The sequence below is a fragment of the Nocardia aurantia genome (assembly GCF_009604425.1).
In the GTDB taxonomy this organism is placed as follows: Bacteria; Actinomycetota; Actinomycetes; order Mycobacteriales; family Mycobacteriaceae; genus Nocardia; species Nocardia aurantia.
This window is the reverse complement of sequence record NZ_WEGI01000008.1, coordinates 158,318-180,393: the sequence shown is the minus strand read 5'-3', so window position 1 is coordinate 180,393 and position 22,076 is coordinate 158,318. Positions and strand designations below refer to the sequence as shown.

Genomic DNA, 22,076 nt, shown 5'->3' with positions numbered 1-22,076 from the left:
GCATACACCACCAGCCGGTTGTCGTCATCGATCGACCAGTACCACCCCTGCGCGCCGGCGGGGACCAGCGCCCGGGTCGCCATCGCGTGTATCCGGTCGGCGGTGGCGGTCACGACGTCCGCGAGCAGTTCCGACCGCAGCGCCCGATACCGATGGTCGCGCTCCCGCGACGCCTGCGGCTCCGGCTCGATCGCCTGGTCCGGCGGCGTCTCCCGATCCTGCGGCAGCAGCGCGTACAGCGCCGTCAGGACGGCTTTCCAGCGGTCGTCCAGCGGCGCCAGCCGCTCGGGTTCGGTCTCGGTACCCGGCAACCGCATCCGGGATCGGGTCGCCTCGAGCCAGGCCCGCGCCGGCGCCTGCTCCGCCGCGGCCAGGCGTTCGCGCAGCTCGCGCTGTTCGTCCCGGATCGCCACGGGCAGCGGTTCGAATTGGACCTGTCCGGCCGCGTCCACCAGCACCTCGCGGATGATCACTCGGGCGGTGAACCCGCTTTCCACGAGGGCGGCGGACAATCGCTGCGACAGCGCCGGTGCGGCGGCGCGGCGCGTGAACACCTCGATCCGGTCGGCGCCGGTGACCACGGCCACCCAGTCCGGTGTGTCTCCCGGTATCACCAGGCCACCGGAATTCGCGGCGACGGCCGCGACCGCGGCGGCCTCGGCTTCGTCGTGCGGCAGCACTCCCGGGTCGCCGGCCGCGTCGTCGTCCGGCCAGCCCGGGAAATAGCCCGCGGGGAACACGACCGCTTCGAAGGTGCGATCGACCGGTGCGAAGGCACCCGGATACGCGACATCGACGGGCACGGCGATCGGTCGCTCGTAGGCGGACGGCTGCCGGCGATCCCACCACACCGCGCGGATCTCGCCGTTCCCGGCGTTGCGCATCACGTAGATGCCGGGGGTACCGTCCAGCCGGCCCGGATGACTGCCGTAAACCATTGCGAACGAACCCGTTCCGGCCTGCGCCAATTCCGCGGCGAGGCGGTCGTGAGCGGTGCGCGTGTCCGGATCGTCGCGCCGGGCCCGCGCGGGGAATGTCCGGACATCCCGCAAATCCTCGGCGCCGGGGTAGTAGAGATGCCAGGCGGCCAACCGCGGGGTGGTATCGATCGCGGTGGTGTCCGCGTCCGGAGGAACACCGATCCAGCCGCCGGCCGCGAGCCGGTCCGTGATCAGCCGGAAATCGGTCTGCTCGTGCAGGCCGAACAGATCTCGCTCGAACAGCACGGCCGACCGCTGCCTGAGCACGTCGATCTGATGTTGCTGGAATGTCGGAGGAATATAGGTGTCCTGCAACAGATTCGGGTCCGGGCCCGGATCATGCAGGCTCACCTCCGGAACCGGCGCGCTCGGCACACCGGTGGCGACGCTACAGACCCAGCGTCGCCACATCAGCGCGTGCAACTCCGACATCAGTTCCCACCGCGCCTCGTCCGCGGCCTGCTCCGGAACCACCCAGATCAGCGTGGCGGTCGCGCCGGCGCCCATGCCGGACCGCACGGCGGCGGCTACCTCACGGCGCAATTGCCGCGTGGTCCGGTCCACGGTCTGCCGGACGACCCGCACCTCCAGGCTCGGGGCACGTTCCGGATCGCCGGTCGCGAAGATCAGGCTGCCGCTGGGTGCCATCGCGTACAGCGACGCGGGCCGCTCGCCCACCTCCCAGGCCGGTCGGCCGTCGTCCAGGCCTTCCAGGAAACCGATCACGTGCGCGATGTCGCCGAGTACGGTGCGCTGACCGGGCCGCGCGGCACGCACCAGCCGTGCGTGCCGCCACACCGTCGGCTCACCCGGCAGACCGGCGGCCGGCTCGCCGGCGACTGCCAGCGTCCACCGGCCGCTGGGCCCGAGCCGCAGATAGTTCACGGTCTGTTCCGGGCCCGCGCCGATCCGGGCGACGAGTTCGGCCGCGTGCTCGGACAAGATCTCCGACGGACTTCCGTCCGGCAACTCCGCCGGCTCCCAGCCCGGCACGGCCGCCGAGGTACCGGGGTCGGCAGGCGGCACCGCCCCGGCGAAGGCCGCAGCCATCTCGGCCGACCACGTGGACGCGGATCGCAGCACTCGATCCAGGGCCGCGAGATCACCGGCGACGATCCGGTCGGCCAGGTATCGGCTGACCGACACCGGATCGTGCTGCCCGCTCGCCACGACGGCGCGGATCACCTCCCCGGCCTGGGTGATCTCGGCCGATCGCGTGGACGCGCCCGCGGCGGCGGACAACCGGCGGTACACGTCGCGCAGCCGGCGGCTCAACAGCAATTCGGCGTCGGCCAGATCGTCCGGGCCGACCACGGTTCCCACGATGCTGCCGGCGTCGGCGCCCGACAGCAGGCCCAGTTCGGATTCCGGATCGCCGACGGACAGCGTCGGATCACCGTGGGCGCGCCAGAACGATTCGAGCGGTTCGAGCGCCGCCTCGATGTACTCCCGGTCGGTGCCGCTGAGGATCGGGTGGTCCGAACCCGGCCGCAGCTCCCGGCTCTGCTGGTACAGGTTCCATTCCAGGTCCTCGTCCCGGCCGAACCATCGGACGTCGACCCCGGCGAAGCCGGCGTCGCCGATCATCCCCAGGAAGCCGGGATCCAGGTACTGCCCGACGCCCGGCACCGGCGAGTAGAGGACGAACCGCTGGGTCCCGGACCGATCCGCCTCCGCGTACCAATACCCGCCCGACTGCTGCCCCGGTGGCCGCCGGGCGATGTCGTCACCGCCGCGTTCCACGGTCCGGCGGGTTTCGGTGGCCAGCATCTGGGCCCGGATGTCCGACCAGGATCGGGTGAGCTCGGCAATCTGCGCGATCAGCCGCCGGTGGGCCGACTCGTCTCGGATCGACATCGGCTCCGCCGCCTCCGCGAGGCGATCCGCCGTCTCGAGCAGCCGCCGCAGCGCGGTCTCCGTCGCCGTCAATTGCGCGGTCCACGACCCGAAACGGGTCGCCTGATTCAGCGCGAGTGTGGCCGGCTCGCTCCAGCCTTCTCCGGTGATCCGCCAATCGTGTTGCCCGGCAACGAGTGTCGAGGCATCGTCGGCCCGCGCGCGGGCCGCCGCCGCGGCGAGATCCCGCCGGAGCCGCCGCCGGCCGCGGAGCACCTCGCTCGAAGGATTCGTCACCCATACCTGCCCGGCATCATCGAGGGTGACGGTCCTGGCGGATACCGGAACGTCGAACGGCGCCAGTGCCGCGCGGATTCGATCCACCACGTCGTGCCCGGTGCCGGCGAGGACGAACACCTCGATTCGTGGCCGTGGCCCGTCGGCCAGGACGACCACGTGGTCACCGGCGCCGATCGGCAACCGCCGGCCGCCCTGGTGTTCGGCCACGTCCGCCAGCGCCGCCGCACGAGCTCGCGCCCGCAGCCTCGGCACCGTCTCGCTGCCCGCCGTCACCGCCGCGAGCCATTCCGAGATCGCCCGGCCGGCCGCCGATCCCGGTGGGAACAGGACACCGTCGTCGTCCGGCGCGTCCGGGTCGGCGAGCGGTCCGGTCCCTTCGGCGAATTCGCCCGCCCAGGCATCGGCGGCCAGCCGGATATCCGGATCGCGGACCTCGATACCGGCGTCGACCAGGGCGTCCAGTTCCGCTTCGGATACCGGGCCGGCGCGGAACCGCTCGCCCGCACTCCAGATCCAGTCCGCGCCCGGTCGCGGCGACACCGTGACGGCCGGCATCCCGACGAAGAAGTTCGCGCGGTAGAACATCCGCCGCCGATGCAACGCCAGCAGATCCTCGGCCAGCAGTTCGCGCTCGCGGGACGAACCGGCGGACGCCACCCAGACCAGGACGGCCGTCCGCGCATCCGCCCGCTCGGCCGCCGCGTCCACCGCCTGCCGTACCGCATCCGGCCCCGAGGACGGATCCACAACGAGCACATGCACATTCGGTGCCCGCTCCGGATCGCCGACGGCCAGCGCCGACCCGCCGGCGTCGGCGCGCAGATCGTACACCGCGGGACGAGCCGGATGGCTCCGGGCCGTGGCCGCCAGTTGCGCCGTATTGCGCAGTGCCGCAAGGAGTTCGTCGTACTCGTAGGTTCGCCACGAGGGGACCAGCCGGTCCAGTGCCTGCTCGGCGGTGGACCGCGGCCGCGCCGGATCGGGAGCAGTGCGGGAGCCGCGCTCCCGGCCCAGCCAGGCGGGCGGATTCCCGGTGCCGATCACCGTGACGACCTGATCGAGAAGCGCGAGATTGCGCGGATGCCGCAACCACGTCGGGAGATTCTCCAGCGGTAGGGCGGCGGGCGCGGCCAGTGCCAGGATCCGCCGGACGTTCGGCGGCAGCGCCAGCACCGCCGCCGAGAGGTCGTCGCCGGTCTCGAACCACTCCGCGGCACGATCGGCCGCCGCTCGCCCGAACTCGGTGCCGGTCGGCTGCCCGATCAGCGGAGCCGGCCATTCGGCCGGCGCGGTCGTCCCGGCCACGGTCGCCGGTGCGCGTGGCCCGGATACGGATTCGAGCAGTTCCGCCGTATGTTCGGCCAGGAGGTGCCGGAGGAGAGCGTCGTCGGTGCGGTGCAGTTCGCGGGCCAGTTCCTCCCGGTCCGCCGCCGACCCCGCTCCCTGGGCCGCCACGAAGGTGGCGTGGGTCCATGCGGCGACCCTGACCGTGGCCGTGCGAACCAGATGGCTGTCCGGGTCGCGCAGGAGACGACGGGTCCGGGCGTGGACGCTCGCGTGCCGGTGTGCCCGGACGACCTCCAGCTGCCCGGCTCCGGGGGGCGACCGGAAATCTAGCCCGTTCTCGTTGTGCCACACCGTCAATGGCGCAAGGCGCTGCCGGACCGCCCAGCCTGCCCCCGGGCCCACGACCCCGGACGGCGACGGCATCCGCACCGGTTCCCATCGGGTGATCCGGACGACGCCCTCGGCGTCGACCTCGACGCCGGTGTATCTGATACCGCGAATTCCGTTCGCCTCGAGCATCTCCCACTCCTCGGTGGGAAACAGCGACCAGGGGTTCCCGAAGGGTGAGACCACCACCAGCTGGTCGCCGTCCATCCGGGCGTACGGCGCGATCCGGCCGGGCCCGTCACCGATCTCCCGGGCGGCGACGATCGCGGCCACCTGGTTGCGGGCCCACGTCCGGGCCGCCAGCCGGGCCTCACCTCGAATCGTCAGATCGCGCGCCACCTCGATCAGATCGGCGGTCCACTCGCCGGGTTCGGCGGGCGCGGCCGCGAGAAAAGCCTCGATCTCATCCACCAGGGCACGCAGCGTATCGGTGGCGGCGGCGACCTGACCCGAGAGCGCCGGATCCGCGCCGGACTCGAATCCGGCCATCGTCCACTCCGGGTGCCCGGATGAATCCGGTTGCGCCTCTGCCGGTTCCGCCGAATCCAGCACCGCCCGCAGCCGGTCCGCGAGAATTCGCTGCCGAGCGCGGGTGGACGGCGAATCCTGTACCAGCACCCGGCCGCGTCCGGCATCGATGCGGATCAGGCGCCGAACGGATTCCGTGCCACCCACGACCCGCCGATCGTCCCACTCCGGCGGGACCGCGTCGTCGGTGCCCACCGTCTCGAAAGTCTCCACCCACGGCTGGATTCCGGGAACGAGCACCCGGCCGGAGGCCACCTCGGTCCCGGCACGGGCGGCGGCGGCCTCCGCGATCGCCGCGGATTCGACCTGGGCGAGCAGTTCCGCGAAATCGTCGCCCGGCGTATCGGCGGCAGTCAGCGTCCGCAGTCGTTCCAGCAGCCCGGCCAGCCGCGCGGAGGGCGGCAGTGTGCGCCAGCGCGCCGGATCCTCGGCAACGGGTGGATCATCGGGATCCGGCGATCGCGAATCGGACGGGGGCGCGCCGGACGGCCCGGCGGTGGACTCCGGGTCACCCGCGCGACCGATCGTCTCGACCTCGTTCACCGGACCCGCTGCGGCCGTGAATTTTTCGTACAACGCGCGCGACCGCGCGGCAGCGGCGGCGCGCACGACCTCACGCAACACGAACAGGTCGTCACCGATCATCTGCTCGGCGACTTCGCCACGATCCTCCGCCGCGGCGCGCTCGAGCAGGACCCAGGCCCCGTGCATCGCGGTGTTCGCGGCGCTCTCGAAATCCATTGCCAGGTCCGGCCGATCGCGCGTCTCCTCGCGGGCCCGGACGAACCGCCGGCGGATCTCCGGATCCGATTCCCCGTCGGCGGAACCGGGCCACACCTGCGCGGAGTTAACGGAACCGTATCGCGGCCAGAGCGATTCGAGCTTGTAGAGCACGATGGGGACGTACTCGAACGCGTCGGAGCCGATCCGCGTCCCGGTACTCTCCCAATCCAGCCGCCGCGCCCGGAGTTCCAGATAGGTGCCCGCGGTAGCGGCCGCGGCCCGGTCACGGACCTCCAGCCAGCGGACCTCGACGCCGGTCACCCCGAGATCGCGTAGCGTGTCGAGGTCGTCGGCGCCGAAAAGCGTGGTGGCGCCGGGGATCGGCGAATGCACCACCAGCCGGCGACTCTCGTCGAAGTACCAGTAGACGCCCTTCCGCTCCCCGATCGCGGTGCCGTCGTCCGGCGCGAGGGCCGCCGCCGTCCGCACGCGCATCCTGGCCTCGGTCTGCAGCCTCATCTCCGTGAGCATGACCAGTGCGGCGGTGAGGTCCCGGAAGGTCTGCTCGGCGGCGGCCGAGGCCGGCCGGATGGTCGACGCCAGCACACTCCGAGCGTGTGCTTCGGCATCGATGATCATCAGACCCAGCCACGACAACGCCCGCGCGTACGGCTCGCCGGACAGGAGACCGGCCCGCGGCACCACCTCCGCGTCACTCCAGGACACCTCGCCACCGGCCGGACGCCACGTGGCCAGCCGGTCGGCCGGCTGCGCTCGCGTGGCCGCCACGACCTGTTCCAGCTGCCGCCGCAACGCGTCGTGCTGCTCGCCCACCACGCCGGGAAGCTCTCCGACCCATACCGAACCATCGGCATCGACCGCCACCCGCCGGACGATGACCGGGGTGTCGGGCAGGTCGAGCAGACGCGGGTCGACCACGGCGTCCGGGCCCGCGAACAACTCGATACGTTCGGGCACACCGTCGACGAGCACCGCCACCCAGCCCGCTGCCTCGTTCGGCAGGGTCGTCACGCCATGATCGGCGGCTACCGCGGCTACCGCGACCGCCTCCGCCGCCGTCCGCGCCGACCGCGATCCGGCCGGCGCCGCGGCGAGAATCTCCCGGATTCGTGCCTGGGCGCCGGCCGGCGGGACGTATCTGCGGGACCCCGCCCGATCCGCCGGGACCGGCTCCGCCCCGGGAGACAGCCCCGGAATGCGGGCCTCGGTGGCGGGCCCCGCCGTCGGCGAAGGTTCGGCAACCGGCTCACCCTGATCGAACCGCCGACGCGCACCGTGGATCGTCTCCGCGCCGGACAGCGGGACGACGGTCGTTTCCGGGAGCGGGACACCGTAGGCCCGTCGATAGAATTCGCGCCGACGATGCAGCGTGATGACCTGATCGGCCCAGCGCCGCACCGGGTTCCGGGCCTCGGGACCGGCAACCCACACCAGCACGGCGGTGTTCTCGCCGGCCTCGTCGGCCGCCTGCCGCAGCGCGGATCGCACCGCGTCCGCGGGGACGTTCGGGGCCGCCGGATCGACGATCAGCACACGCAGCCGGGGCGCCCGCTCGAGGTCACCGTAGGCCAGCGCGGTACCGCCGCCTGCGTCCAGCGCGTACAGGGAACCGGGCGTGGCGCTGTTCCGGTTCTCCTCGGAGAGCACATGATTCGCCAGAGCGACCTGTCCCGGCAGCATCCGCGCCGCCGACTCGATGTCGCCGTGGTCGGCAGAGGTGAGAATCGATCGGAGGTGGGATTCCAGCAGCAGTCCTCGGACATCCACGGAATCGCTTGCGCTCCACGACCGTTGCGGCCACACTTCGTCGTCGTCCATCGCCGCGAACGCGGCGACGGCGTATGAAAGCCGTTGGTGCAGAACGCGATCGCGCCACCCGGCCGGCAGCATGTCCAGCACCCAGTCGGGCGCGTCGCGCGCGAACACCGCACGGCCGGCCTCGTCGAGGTTGAGAAACGCACGGAGGGTGTGCCATTCGTCCTCCGGACCGGCGGCCTCCGGCACCGGCTCGTGACGCCATCGATGGCCCGGCAGCTCGGCCCGTTGCCCCGCCGGCAGCGCACTGGACCGGATCGCCGCCAGCGCGGCGGGCCAGTCCGCCGGGGGCGCACCCTGCGCCCGAGCCAGTGCCGCGCGGATCGTGCGCAGCCACCGTGTCCGCTGCGCATCGGACACGGACAGCCACATCCGCGCGTCGTGGTCCCGCAGATCGCCGAGCAGCCGGTCGACCTCGGCGGCGGACCCGGCGCGGGCGACGAGTTGCGCGGTACAAGCCACCACCATGGCCGCGTCGCGCGGATCCATCGCCCAGTCGGCCAACCGGAGCCGGGTGGCGCGCTCGACCGACTCACGCCGCCGGCCGCGCAGCAATTCGGGATGTTCCCGTCGGAGCGAATCGAGCAGGTCCGGCGCGACGGCACCGGAATCACGCAGGATTTCGTCCAATCGGTCCATCGCCCGGTACAGCGAGTCGTACCCCGGTTCGCGCGCGGTCGCGGCCCCGTCGGCGAAATCGCTTGCCTGCCATTCGGTGAGGTGGATGGAACCGTCGGCGTCGACGTCCACCCGCTGATGGACGATGCGCCGAACCCCGTTACGGGCCAGGCCCGGCAATGCGGCGGCCGGGAACAGGTCCCAGGCCGCGGCCCGCGGCGCGACCACCCGCAGCGTGCCGTCCTCGGTCAGCGCGGCGAAGCGCGACGTCCACACCGGTGGATGTTCCGCCACGGACACCCGCAGCAATCGCGCGGCCTCGACCATCGCCGCCATCGTCCGCGACGGACCGCGGGCATCCAGGAGCGCCTCCAGTTCGGCCAATTCCAGCCGGACCGTGCGCTGCTCCGCGGTTGTCCAATGCTCCGGACTCGGCAAGCCGGCGCGGATCCGGCGCACCCGTTCCGCGACCGTGCGCAGGGTGTCCTCGAGGATCGTCACCTGCGCCGACCGCGGCGCGACGGGCCCGGCGGGGCGGCCGTCCGACCGTGTCCAGAACTCCGTGCCGTCGGGTGGCGGTGCCGCGCGGCCGAATTCGGGAACCCCACCGGATTCGGCCGCGCGCACCGAGCTGTAGAGGCGAGCCCATTGATCTCGCTGGAACAGCAGCAGATTCGCCAGGGCGGTTTCGGACGTCGCCGCGGGCACGGTCCGGATCTCGCCGTTCTCGATCCGCACCTGGTACACGATGACAGACAGTCCCCGCACGGCCAGCGTCTCCAGCAATTCCGCGTGGGTGCCGTCCGGCGCACCGGCGGTGTACACCTCGAGCCGGGGTGTACCGGCGACGAACACCCAGCTGTCGGCCGTACCGGAGTCGATCGGAATGCCGCCGCGCCGGGCGGCGGCGACCGCCACCGCCGCCCGCGGATCGCTGGAAACGTCTGCGGCGAGCCCGGTTTCGGCACCCGCTCCGGGCTCGGGAAATTCGCGGTTCAGATCCTCGCGCAGTGCCCCGAACCAGGCCGCGGACTCCATTTCCGGCAAGGCGCCGTACGTGGCATCGGTCTCGTCCCAGAGGTCGGCGGCAGTGCGCCCGGCCGCTTCGCCGATTTCGGTGACCACCGTCCACAGGACGGCGTGCAGTTCCGGCCGCATCGAGTCGATCGCCGCGCTGCCGGCGCGGGTCGCCCGCGCGGCGACTTCGCGTTGCGCGGTCTCCAGATACTTGTCCCGTACGCCGCGGCGGGAGCGGAGTTGCCGGTCCGGACGGGGGAGGCCGTGGCGGTGGACGCGGTCGAGATGCGGTGCCAGGATCTCGTCCAGCCGCCGACCGGCGCCGGCGCGGTCGAGTGCCGGTGCCGCGGCCGGAACGTCACTGTCCCATTCGGTGATCCGCACCGTGCCGTCCGCTGCCACGTCCGTGCGGGTGAATTCGATCCGCCGAATTCCGTAGGCCGCCAAGCTCGCTCGCGCGGCAGCGGTGGTGAACACGATCCACGGGTACGCCAGCGGTACGGACACGCGCAGTACGCCGTCCGCGGTGATATGCGTGAAACGGGCGCCCGGCGCGTCCAGCACGGTCCCGGCGGCGGCCGCCGCGGCCTGCGTCCGCGCCTCGACGCGATACCGCTGCAACGTCTCCAGGCGATGCAGCAGTTCCCGGCTCCGGCGCTCCTGCGTGAGCGACCACGACGGCGCCGCGAGCAGATCGTCCAGCGTCGCACCGTATTCGGTGATGAAGGAGCGAATCCCGTTCTCCACGGCGACGACCCACGCCGCGCGCGCCGGATCGACGTGACCGGGCGCTGCGGGCGATTCGGTCCATTCGCCGGAGGCGGTCGATTCGGTGCTCTCCCAAGGCATTCGATCGAGCTGTTCCCGAGCCCGGGTCAGCCGCCGCACCTGTTCCCGCTGCCGGATGTGGGTCGCCGGATCGTCGGACACCAGTACCCGGCCGCGGCCGTCGCCGTCGAACCGGATGTCGATCCGGCGCTCCACCACCTCGAATCCGTTCTCGGCGAGACGTTCCCGGGCCCGGCCGGACAGCGGTGACGCCACGCCGACGGGCACGAACATCTCCAGCCGGGGCGAGACCCCGTCGGCGAGCACCCATCCGGGCCGCAGCTGTCGGCCGCCCTGTTCCACCGTCGCCGCCACCAGCTCCGCCGCCGCGCGCTCGGCGACCAAACGCCGTGCGGCCGAAGCTGATTCCGTGCTCTGTCCGGCCACATGCCGGAGGGCGGCGACCGCGTCGGCCAGCTCCGCGGACGGTTCGAACTCGCTCCACCCGTCCGGCATCTCCGAACCGGAGACCGGTGTTCCCCCGTCGTCACCGCCGCCTCCGGCGCCGGACCGCGGCGGGCTGGCGTCCGAATCGGCCTGTTCCGCAGCCGATCCGGGCCCCACCGGATCCGGTTCCGCCGCGCGGGCATCGTCCGCCGCCGCGGACACCGAGGAGCCCGCCAGCGCCGCCGCGATATCGCCGAAGATCCCCCCGCCGGTGATCACCGGCGGCCGGCCGGTGATCTTGCCTTCGCGTGGTCTCGCACCCGAGTCGGATCGGTACTCGCTCGGTACGAGATTGTCCTCGTCGTCGACGGTGAAGTAGGCGACGAAGGCCTCTTCGATGTGCCCGAAGGATTGTTTCCACGGGATGTGTGCCTCCGCGCCCTCCTCGCCCTCCGCGCCCTCCGCGCCGGCTCCCGCGAGCGGGTCGTGGATGCGGACTCGCGGAATGCGACGTGGTTCGTCCGCGGCGGCGTCGCGGTCTCCGGAGGCGGCACGCTCGGGTTCCTCGACATTGGTATCGAAGACGACGACCTCGTCTGCCACCCTGGTGACGAAATACGAATGCATGGTGTCACCGTGCTCGACGCCGCTGTCGAGCAGGACGACAGCGGCCTCCGCGTGACCGGCCCGGACCTCCTCGATGATGTGGGCGAGCGGGTCGGGACCGGGACGCAGGTCGGTCGCGATGAATCGGGCGCGGGTGGCGAGCTCGGCGCCGGGTGTGAGAGCGTTCCGGAGATGGCGCCAATTGTCTTGCCCCGGTTCCAGTTTCGCCGCACCGCGGATACCGACCGCGGCTGCCACCTCCGCGACCTGCTCCATACAGGTCAGCAATGCCTCGGTGATCTTCCGCCGCCGGCGGAACAGGCTCCGGAGACGCTCCGCCACCTGGTATTGCCGTGCCATGGTGGCCGCCGCGACGGTGCCGAAGGTCGCGGCGATGGTCCAGCCCACCGGCTGGGCGCCCATGATCGACAGCATGGCGCCGGCGAAGCCGCCGCCCACCGCCGCGGCGGCCCGGTTGCCCACGGTGTTGAGGGCAGTTGCCCGCCCCCACACCTCCGCCGGGATGGCGGTGGCGCGGTAGGTACTCACGGCGACACCGCCCGCGCCGAGCGTCATCCACCCGGCGCTCAGCGCTCCCGCGGCCAACCAGGGATTCGTGGTGGTCGCCTGTGTCACGGCCGTCCCCACCAAGCCGAGCAGTCGGACGGACATCATCGTCCGGATCGAGGCCTTCGCCAGCCACTTCGTCGGTACCGAGCTCCCGGCCAGACCTCCGACGGGAATCAGCAGCAATGCCGCCCCGACCTGCCAACCGGGAATGCCGGAATTCGTTATCGTCGAGTTCAGGTAGAGCGATCCCATTCCCAGGTACAGATTGGAAACGGTCTGGTTGATGCTGGTGTCCTGCAGCACCCGGTTGCTGCGAATGGTTTCGGCGCCGACGCGAAGACTGTTACGGAAACCGGTCCAGAGTTTCTCGCTGTCGGGCCTGCTCGCGACCGGAATACTTCGCAAATTCGCCAACGTTGCCAGATTCCATACGTAGGACGCCCCGTTGAGCACGAAGGGAAGATAGTTGGCCGCCCGCAGCAGGATGGGGCCGAGACTCGTCCCCGCGATTCGCGTCAGTTCCTGCTGGTTGTAGATGAAGCGAGCGTGACCCCGCTGTAGTTCCTCGTCCTCGCCCAGAATCGCTTTGCGAGCCCGGGAGGCACCGGCGGTATAGAGAGTGGTGGCGAACGCCTCGACAATTCCCGTGCCGACAAGTATCGGGACCATGTACGCAGAACCGGTGGCCACAGCGGTGATGGCTGTCGACGTGGCCGCCAGTCCCATCAGCTGACTGGCACGCAGCGTCCGCCGGATCTCGTAGAAATCCACCGCATATCCGGAGACCGGCGCGGCGAACATATGCGCGAACTGGTTCGCCATCGCGACCGCGCCGGCCACCCCCGGACCGGCCTGCTCCAGGAGCAGCAACGGCATGGACGTCTCCATGATCCGGTCACCCGCATCCGTGACCAGGCCCGCACTCAAGAGCCGGCGGAAGTTCCGGTCGCTCCGCACGAAACGCCGGAACGCCGAACCGCCTTCCGAATCGGGCGCCCCCGCGATCGTGCTGATCTCCGGTTCACGGATTCGCGGTACGAACTCCCCTTCCCGCTCGGGAACATGAGCGAGCACACCGTCGGTGGTCCGGTAGCGGGCGACGAAGGCATTCCGGAAATTCCGGTAACGAGGTTGCCAGGCATCCTCACCCGTCTCGCCACCGTCGTAGTCGCGGACGCTCGGGATGTCCGGATCCGGCCGATCGATGAGGGTGTCGAAAACCAGCAGGGCGCCCTCGGCGTTCGTGATGACGTAGGCGTGGGCTTTCCGGCCGTCGTCGACGACGATGACGGCGGTGTCCGCGCCGTCCTTCCCCGCCCGGATGTCCTCCGCGATACCGGCCATCGGATCGGCACTACCGGGCCGCGGCCGCAACCCGACCTCCGCGAGCTGAGCACCGATACCGGCCTCGAAGATCCGCCAGTTACCGTCCGCGGCCCACGCGGGATCGGTGTCATCGGGTTCGGGCGTGGTGAGGGCCGTGCCGTGCAGGGCACGCAGCACCCGGGCGACCTGGATCGCGCAATTCCGGACGACCTCCGCCGACACCGGGGCCGCCTGTTCCCGATACAACGGAGGCAGCCGATCCAGGCTCAGATGGCCGCCGGCGATCGCCGCCAGAACGGATTGATGCCCGTTGCGGGTGCCGAGCGTCGTCCTGATCTTCCGCAGTCTGTGCTGGGCGGACAGCCCGAGCCGCGTGTCGATGGCGGCGGCCGGCCAGCCGCGGGCGAGCAGCCCGAGGACAGCCAGATCGGATTCCGAGAGCGGCGTCCCGGGCTGCGCGGCCGGGACGGACTCCCCCGGTGAACCCGGAAGCGCCGGCGCGCTCACCTCGAGCAGCCCCAGCCGCAGGGCTTCCACCACCATCGCGGTCCGTCCCGGGGCGCCGAGTTTCGTGGCGACGCGTTCCGAGACGGAACGGACGGCCCGCGTGGTGGTGCCGAACCGGGTCGCGATCTGCGCGAAGGTCAGATCCTCGGCCACCAGCCGGAGAAACTCGATCTCCGGCTCGGACAGCAGCGGATCGGGTGTTCCCTCGCGGCGCACGGACACCGTCGGCGGCGCGGTGGCGGAATCGGATGTCCCGGCGGGCGATTCCGCCGGGTCGCTCAGTTCGAGCAGGTCCCAGCTGAGGGCGGTCAGCACCGCGGCGGTGCGGTTCTCCGTGCCCAGCCTTTCCGAGATACGGGTGAAATGCCGGGTCACGGTCTTCCACGCGAGGCCGAGCTGTGCCCCGATCTCCTTGTTCGACATGCCGCGGCCCGCCAGCGCGATGACTTCGAGTTCGCGATCGGAAGGAATCGCGCCCCGGTCGGCGGGGCGATGTCCGTAGAGCGAGCGGAGGTACTCCACGTCGATGATCTGCCAGCGCAGAGCCTCGACGACCACGGCCGTCCGGTCACGGGTCCGCAGGATCTCGAAGATGGTCGACATGCGCGACTTCACCGTCTCGCGCGAGATCTGGAGTTCGCGAGCGATATCGGAATTGGGCATCCCCTGCGCCAGCAACTCGATCACCTCGATGTGCTTGCGCGTGAGGCCGACCGGCGAAGCGGCCGGCACCGCACCGCCCAGCCGATTCGCTACGTCCTCGATCGCCTGTTTCCGCAGCGCATCGATCACGTCGCGATCGTCGGCGGCGACCGATTCATCGATCCTCCGGCGCGTCACCTCGTCCAGATCGGCGAAAGTCCGCAGCCAGTCCTCGAAATCCGCCGCTTGCAGGACCTCGACGCGCGGATCCACCCGATAATGCGCGAGGAATCGCGCGAAGACGGGCTCCGATTTCGATGCCAGATTCCGTACGGCGCGAGGCCGGATCGTCTCCGTGGCGACCAGATGGGCCAGCACCAATCGCCGCCGCTGCCACCGGAACTTCCGCTCGGCCGCGCCCATCGCCGACTCCGTCGCCGCCGGTATATCGTCCGGGCCGAAGTATCCCGTATTCATCGCGACGTATACCGCCGCCGCCCGGTTGTGTACGCCGAGCTTGTGGAAGGCGCTCTTCAGCAGCGTCCGCACCGCACGCTCCGACAGATCGCCCAGCCACGCGACGACCACGGTCTCGTGCCCCGCGGCGATCAGGCGAAGCAGGCCGGCTTCGGCATCGGTCAGCTGCCCCTCGGCGGGTATCGGGCGGTGTTCGAGTTCCAGATATCCGCGGCGTACGGAAGCCACCACGGCGGCCGCCCGGTTGGGGACATCCAATTTCGCGAAGATGCGGCGGAGATTCTGATGGACGAAAACCGGAGTGACCCCGAGCATCTCGCTCATGGCCATTCTCGTCACGCCGGTGGCGAGCAACCGGATCATCCGGATCTCGGGCGCGGACAGATTGGTGTCCCGGAACAGGGGAGCGCCGTCCGCGTCGAGATAGCCCAGGGCCTTCGCCACCGCCACCGCCGCGGCCGGGCTCAGCACACCCAGGCGTTCCGAGATTCGCCGGAGCCGGCCGTGGACCTCGGGCACCGGGATTCCGAGCAGCGCGCCGATCTGTTCCGGGGTCCGCCCCGACGCGTACGCGCTCAACGCCTCGATCTGAGAGTTGCGCAATTCACCGACCTCGTCGGTATCGGACGGACCGGCGGTATCCGCCTGCCCGCCCCGCACGAGTTCGACCAACGCGTCCAGTGCGGCTCGCTGCGACTCGTCCGCCGCCCGGCCCTCGGCGGCCGCGCGTTCGAGCGCGGCGCGCTGCCGCCGGTCCAGCGCGGCATACGCCTCGTAGAGGGTCGATTCGGCGACCGCCGACAAGAGCTGTGCCGTCGTCGCGAGGTCACCGGCGGTCACCGTCGCGAGCACCGCACGGAACTCGGTGTCCGCCGAATCCGGTGCGAGCAGTGCCTCGTCCACCGGCACACCGTTGCCCACGAGATACGCGAGGGTGATCCCGCGCCGCCGTCGGCGGAATTCGTGGTCGGCGGTGCCGGCATACGTGGCGTCGCCGGCGTCCGCCGATTCCGGTTCCACCCCGCGCGCGCTCCCCAGCGCTCCGGACTCCGGCCTGTCGGCATCCGCCGCATGCGCCAGCGCCCACGGTGGGATGTTCCTCGGCAGCACGGCGACCGCCGGGTTCAGCATTCCCGCGATTCTGCTGATCTCCGGATCACCACGGCGCGGCTCGAATTCCCCGGGCCGCTCGGCGACGTGCGTGAGTTTCCCGCCGGTGGTCCGGTAGCGGGCGACGTAGGCTTTCCCGGCCCCGGCATGGCGGGGCTGCCAGGCGTTGTCCCCGTTACCGTCACCGTCGTAACTTCGGACGCGTGGGATGTCCGGATCGGGCGCGTCGATGAGGGTGTCGAAAACCAGCAGGGCGCCCTCGGCGTTCGTGATGACGTAGGCGTGGGCTTTCCGGCCGTCGTCGACGACGATGACGGCGGTGTCCGCGCCGTCCTTCCCGGCCCGGATGTCCTCGGCGATACCGGCCATCGGATCGGTGCTACCCGGGCGCGGGCGCAACCCGACCTCCGCGAGCTGAGCACCGATACCGGCCTCGAAGATCCGCCAGTTACCGTCCGCGGCCCAGGCGGGATCGGTGTCATCGGGTTCGGGCGTGGTGAGGGCCGTGCCGTGCAGGGCACGCAGCACCCGGGCGACCTGGATCGCGCAATTCCGGACGACCTCCGGCGACACCGGGCCGGAGCTCCGCGCGTTGTCGCCGGGAGGGACCTCTCTCGAATTCGACTCTCCGGCAGACACTGTCGACTCGACGGAACCTACCCGGGTACCGGCGGGCAGTTTCCGGGTCGTCGCGGCCAGGCGCTCCCGGACGGTTTCGGCGACTGCTCCGAGTTGCTCCGCGACCTCTGCCGCGGTCATGTCCTGTGCGGCCATGGCCAGGATCACGAAATCCGCTGCGGGCAGCGCCTCGATGACCGGGCGGGCCGTCTCCGACGCGTGCACGTGCAGCAGACCCCGTGCCAACGTGGCGGCGGCCGCGGCGGGGCGGTCGGGTGACCCCCCGAGTTCGCGGGTCGCCGCCGCCAGCATGCTCGGCAGGGCGGCGATCGTCGCCGACGGGTCCGGAGCGGATCGGGTCTGCGCCGTGGCCTGTTCGGGGGCGGGCAGTAGCCCGTCGAAGAGACCGGCGGCGGCGGTGACGGCGACCGAATGCACCAGGTGCCGGGTTTCCAGCTTCCGCTCGATCTCGGCCGTGTGGGCCCGGAGCAGCTGCGGAGAGGTACCGAGCGCCCGCGCCACCTCCGCGCCGGACGCGCCCTGGGCGAACATCGCCAGAATCGCGAATTCCTCGGCGGACAGTTCCTGGGCGGCCCGGCGTGTCGGCTCCGGCACCGCGACGTGCAGGCGGCCGCGTTGTACCGCGGCGGCGGCTAGCGCGGGGCGGGTGGGGCGGGTACCGAGCCGGTAGGCGAACGACTCGATGATGTTGCGCAGTTCGGCGAGGGTTATTCCCAGCTGTGCCGCCAGCTCGGTGTCCTGGGTGGGTTCCAGGAGCGCGCCGAGGATTTCGAGGTCGGCGATCGGCGACGTCTCGACCGGCACACCGGCGGGTGCGTTGCCGATCAGGGTCGAAACATCGACAGCGGCACCGGCTTCCGGGTCGTCCGGATGCGCCCCGTCCGGCTCGGCCGGGACACCGGTAGCGGCGACCACCGTGTCCTCCGGTGCGGATGTGTCCACCACCAGCCGGAAATCCCCCGGACCGGTACCCGCCGTCACGGTGATCCGAGGTCCGCCGGGCTGTGCGAGGTCCGCCGCGGCGGCTTCGAGCGTGGCCGGAATTTGTTCGGGCGCATCGCGTTCCGGAGTTTCCGATTCGGGCGTCGGCTCACCGGACGCGGGCAACGCGGACGTGGCCGTTGTGCCCGTGGTCAGCGCTGTCGGATCATCTTTCGGCGCGGCATTCGAAACTTGCTGTGCCGCACTATCCAGGGGTTCACCGAGCCGGCCGGTACCGTGCTCGGCTCGTGGGTCCGGCGACCCGGGGTTCTCGACCTCGCCGTTCGGGCTGCCCGAGTTCGCTGCGAACGCATCGGTTTCCGGTCGGCCCGCCACCGTCGGCGATGTGTCCCGGACCGCTTGCGCACCGGGTACCGGGGTTCCGCTGTTCGCCGACATATTGTGCGGCACAGCCGATTCCGTCGATTCGTCCGCTCGATCCGGAACGGCGGCAGCGGACGTCACGGGCGGCGGGGTCGGGAGTTGCCGATCGGTCACCGGGGCAGCGGGTGTCGCGATCGGCGGCGCGTTGGGTTGTCGTGGATCGGTCACGGCGGCAGCGGGTGTCGCGGTCGGTGGCGCGTTGGGTTGTTGCCGGTCGGCTCCGGTGAGCAGCGGAAGTGTGTGCTCGACATCCGGATTGATCGTCGGCACCAGCTTCCGCACGCCGAGTTCCCCCGCTTCCAGGCCTTGGCGGGCCTCCCGGGTCGGATCGACGGCGTATTCCGTTGCCGCGTCGGCGTATCGGATGACCGCCACCTGCACGTTCGGGTCGGGAGACAGGTACAGATCCTCCTTCGACATGTACACCTGCACGCTGCCGTTGCCCCCGTTGCGCGCGGTGCGGTAGGCGGCCTGGATGAAATTCGTCTTGGCGAGCACCGGGTCGGTGGCCGACCAGCTGGTGATCATCACGTGCAGCCCGCCGAGCGCGTTCACCTCGGCGGACACCGGGATGTCCACCCCGCGCGCGCCCTGCAGGTTGATGATCAGGACCTTGCCCCGGCCACCGGCCTCGTCGAAGATCGCCTGCAGATCCGTTTCCCAGGTGGCGTGGTGCTCGAGGAACCAGTCGCCGTCGACGGCGACGCTCTCCACGCCCAGCGCGTCGAGTCCCGACTTGTACCTCGCGACATCGCTGTTGCGCGGGCAGATCGCCAGGATCGGCCGATCGCTCTCGTGCATGAGCTGGATGTCGGCGGTGACGAGAGCTGTTTTCTCCGCGTGCGTCTCGACCGCCCACGGCACCGCCTCCAGCAGCTGGGAGGCCTGATGCGCGGGGATCTTGACGACATCCTTGGTGCCGTAGTCGTTCACGAGGTTCGGCTGCACGTCCTCGTTCGTGCCCGATGCCCCCACCTTCGTCTCCATGCGCGCCATCAACTCGGGCACCGTACGGCTCTGCGAGGATTCGGAATCGGCCCGGATCTGCACGCCGGCGGCGCTCTCCTCGGCCTCGACCGCCTGCGCCAGCCCGTTGTTCCATCGGCTCTCGGAGGATTTCGCGACATCGATCATCGGTTTGCCGGACTCGTTCAGGATGACGATCATCTTGCCGCGTTCCGGATGGTCGAACACCAGGTAGTGGTCGCCCTTCACGAACTCCCATTTGGCCGAGGCGGCCATCGCCAGCCGATGCTGCTCGGCCGGGGTCATCTCCCGCCCGAGGTGTTCCTCGACCTTGGCGGTGCCCTCCGGGGTCAGCCGGGCGGGACCACCCACCTGTCCCGGCGCGCGCCCGAAATCGGCCTCGGTCAGGATCTTCTCGGCGTTCGGGGTCCGCGCGCCGTCCGCGTCGTTGCCGAGCAATTGCTCCAGGAACTTCCTGGCCGTCACCACCTGATGCTTCGTCGCCGCGTCGGCCTGCGCGCCGACCCCCTCGGAGATGATGAAGCTGGATCGGCTGTGTACCAGCGCCGCGTCCATCTCATCGATCAGGACATGTTCGCCGGAGACCGGATAACCCTTCATCTCGGCGAACGCCAGTTCCTCGAGCAGGCCGATGACGATGCCCGGATGTCCTTCCCGGGGTGCGACATTGGGCGCGTCGCTCTGCATCCGCGAGACGTCGAAGCCGTATTTGCCCAGGACGCGGGCGAAATGCTGGAAGTCCCGGCCGGCCAGGGAATCCAGGGTGGTGTACACGTGCACGAATCCGGTCCGCCGGGCCGTCATCGCCCCGGCCGCCAGGAACACCAGCGATTTGCCCTCGCCGGCCCGCATGTCGATGGGGTGCCCGTCCACCATCGCGAGCGTGCCCATCACCTGGGTCCATCGCAGCACCTTGCCGTCCTCGCGCCGGATGGCCTCCAGGACGGCCAGCATCGCCTCGTGCTCGTCGCCGTGCAGCAGCATGTCGGACAACTGTTCGTCGGACACCGACTCCCAGTCCCGCGCGCCGAACTCCTCGAGCACCTCTTCGGCCCGCTGCCGGTAGTGGTCGGCGAGCGCTTCGGGCGAACCCGGCTCGTCCGGATCCGGGTGGTCGCCCGGGACCGTCCCGGTCTCGGAATCGGCCCGCTCGTGCTCCGGACTCGTCGGCTCCTCGGGTTGGTTCCGCGGCGAACCGACATCGGCCGTACCGTCATCCCGCCCCCCGGCATGCTCCGGATGCGTTCGGGCGCCGGGGGTTTCGTCGCCACCGGAGCCGGCGTGGCCGTGCCCGGGATCGGAACCGCTCTCGTGCCCGGGCCGCACACCGGGATTCTCCGGGCCGGGGGTGCGTGGCCGAGCCGCCGCGACCTCGTGACCGAGCGCACCGTCCTCGACGCGGACCGGGTCGGCGCCCCCGCCCGTCACCGGTGGGGCATCACCGGCCGCCGCGACCCGGTCGCGCGCCGGCGCCGGGTTGTGCGGATCGCCGGCCGTCTCCGCGCCCACTCCGGCCGGAACGCGTTGCCGCTCCGAAACCTCTGCCCGCGTGCGTGTTTCGACGGCCGACTGAGCCTCTACGGCGGACCGAGCGGGCTTCGCCGGGCGCTGTTCGCTCAGCCCGGCCGATCGCTCCGCGTCGGATACCAGGACCGCCGCCGCGGGCACCCGCCCGGCCTCGTCGGCATCGCCCACCGGATGTTCGCGGCCGTTCTCCTCGGAACCCGGCCGCGGCCCACGAGTCGGCGCCACACCGTCGTCCTCGGTCCTGGTGTGCTGGGCCGGCAGATCGGGATCGCCGCGCCGCGCCCCGGCATCCGGCGGGACGGACGCCTCGCCCACCTCTTCGGCCGGTGCGGTGGAGGGCGACTTTTCCTGCGGGACAGCGACATTCGTATCCCGGTCGGCGGACCGAAGAGCCGCCGCGCCGTCTCGCACGACATCCGCGTCTGGCACGACCTCTCCGGCCCGGCTACCCGGCGGTATCGAATCGGTTGTCGTGGAACCACTTTCGCGCTCACTCGGCGGAACCCGGGCGAAGAAACCCTCGTCGATCGACGACTCGTCCGGGATCGTGATCCGTCCGCCGGCCGGTTCCGAACCCCGCGCCGCCACCGTCGCCGGGACACTCGCCGCGTCCGTGGAATCGGCCGTGCCCCGGGCACTCACGGGAATCGCGGTGCCGCCGTCGCCCGCGCTCGCCGTATGTGCCGCACCCCCGGCGTGCACCGAGGCACCGACCACACCGCCGGCGAAGCCGGTCATCAGCAGGTGCAGCGTCTCCTTGCTCCAGAAGGATTCGAGCTGCCCGGTCTTCACCTCGACCGCCGCCATCGCGACCGCACCACCGACACCGCCGAGGGCCGCCACCATCAGCGTCGACAGCACCGTCGCGAGCACCGGGCGCTCGATCCGGCTCGCCACGAGGCGCATCAGGGTCGGTCCCGCCAGCATGCCCACCGCCGCGCCGCCGAGGCCGCCCGCGGCGCCGGCGAGCATTCCCTGCCAGACCGGCTTCATGTCCAGGTGGTCGCGGTGCCCCTCCAGGATCTGGATCTCCTCCGCGCCCAGTTGGACCGCGCCCATCCAGACTCCGCCGGCCACCGTGGCGTGCACGAGCATGCCCGCGCGGGTGGCCTGGTAGGTCAGCCCTTTGCCGAAGATCCGATCCAGTAGCTGTACGAGGAATCGCTGCCAACCGGCCCGGGCCGCCGCGCGATCGGCCTGCGCTTTCAGCACGCCCGCGTTCAGCATCAGCGCGTCGACCGCCAGGTTGGTGACGATCACGATCGCCATACCGTCCCAGGTCAGCAGGCCGAATTCGATATCGGTGGCGGTCTCGTAGCATTGCCTCGCCATGCTGTCGGCATAGTCGGCGAGTGTGCGGATCTCCCGCGCCTGCTGCCGGGCCGTCGAGGCGATCGCGGTCACCGTGTCACCCGTGCCCGCCGAGGTCACCGCGGCGGCCGCGGATTCCAGCTCCTCGGCGTGCGCCTTCAGCGACTCCGCCGAGGCCGACCACCCGTCGCCCACTCCCCGGAGCCCGTTCGGGTGCCCGTGCAGCCGCGGCCCCAGCACCGCCTCCGCCAGATCCATCGGGAAATCGGCGGGCATGGTCAT

Annotated in this window: 1 protein-coding gene (cut by a window edge); it reads right to left on the bottom strand. The window is 71.1% G+C overall.

Going from position 1 to position 22,076, the window contains the following annotated elements; genetic code table 11:
- On the bottom strand, positions 1–22,076 hold the 5' end (the start) of the coding sequence (locus NRB56_RS19125) for a LuxR C-terminal-related transcriptional regulator (RefSeq protein WP_153344097.1). The gene continues 33,604 nt to the left of window position 1, outside the view; only the first 22,076 of its 55,680 coding nucleotides appear in the window; it begins with the start codon at positions 22,074–22,076; the stop codon falls past the left edge of the window.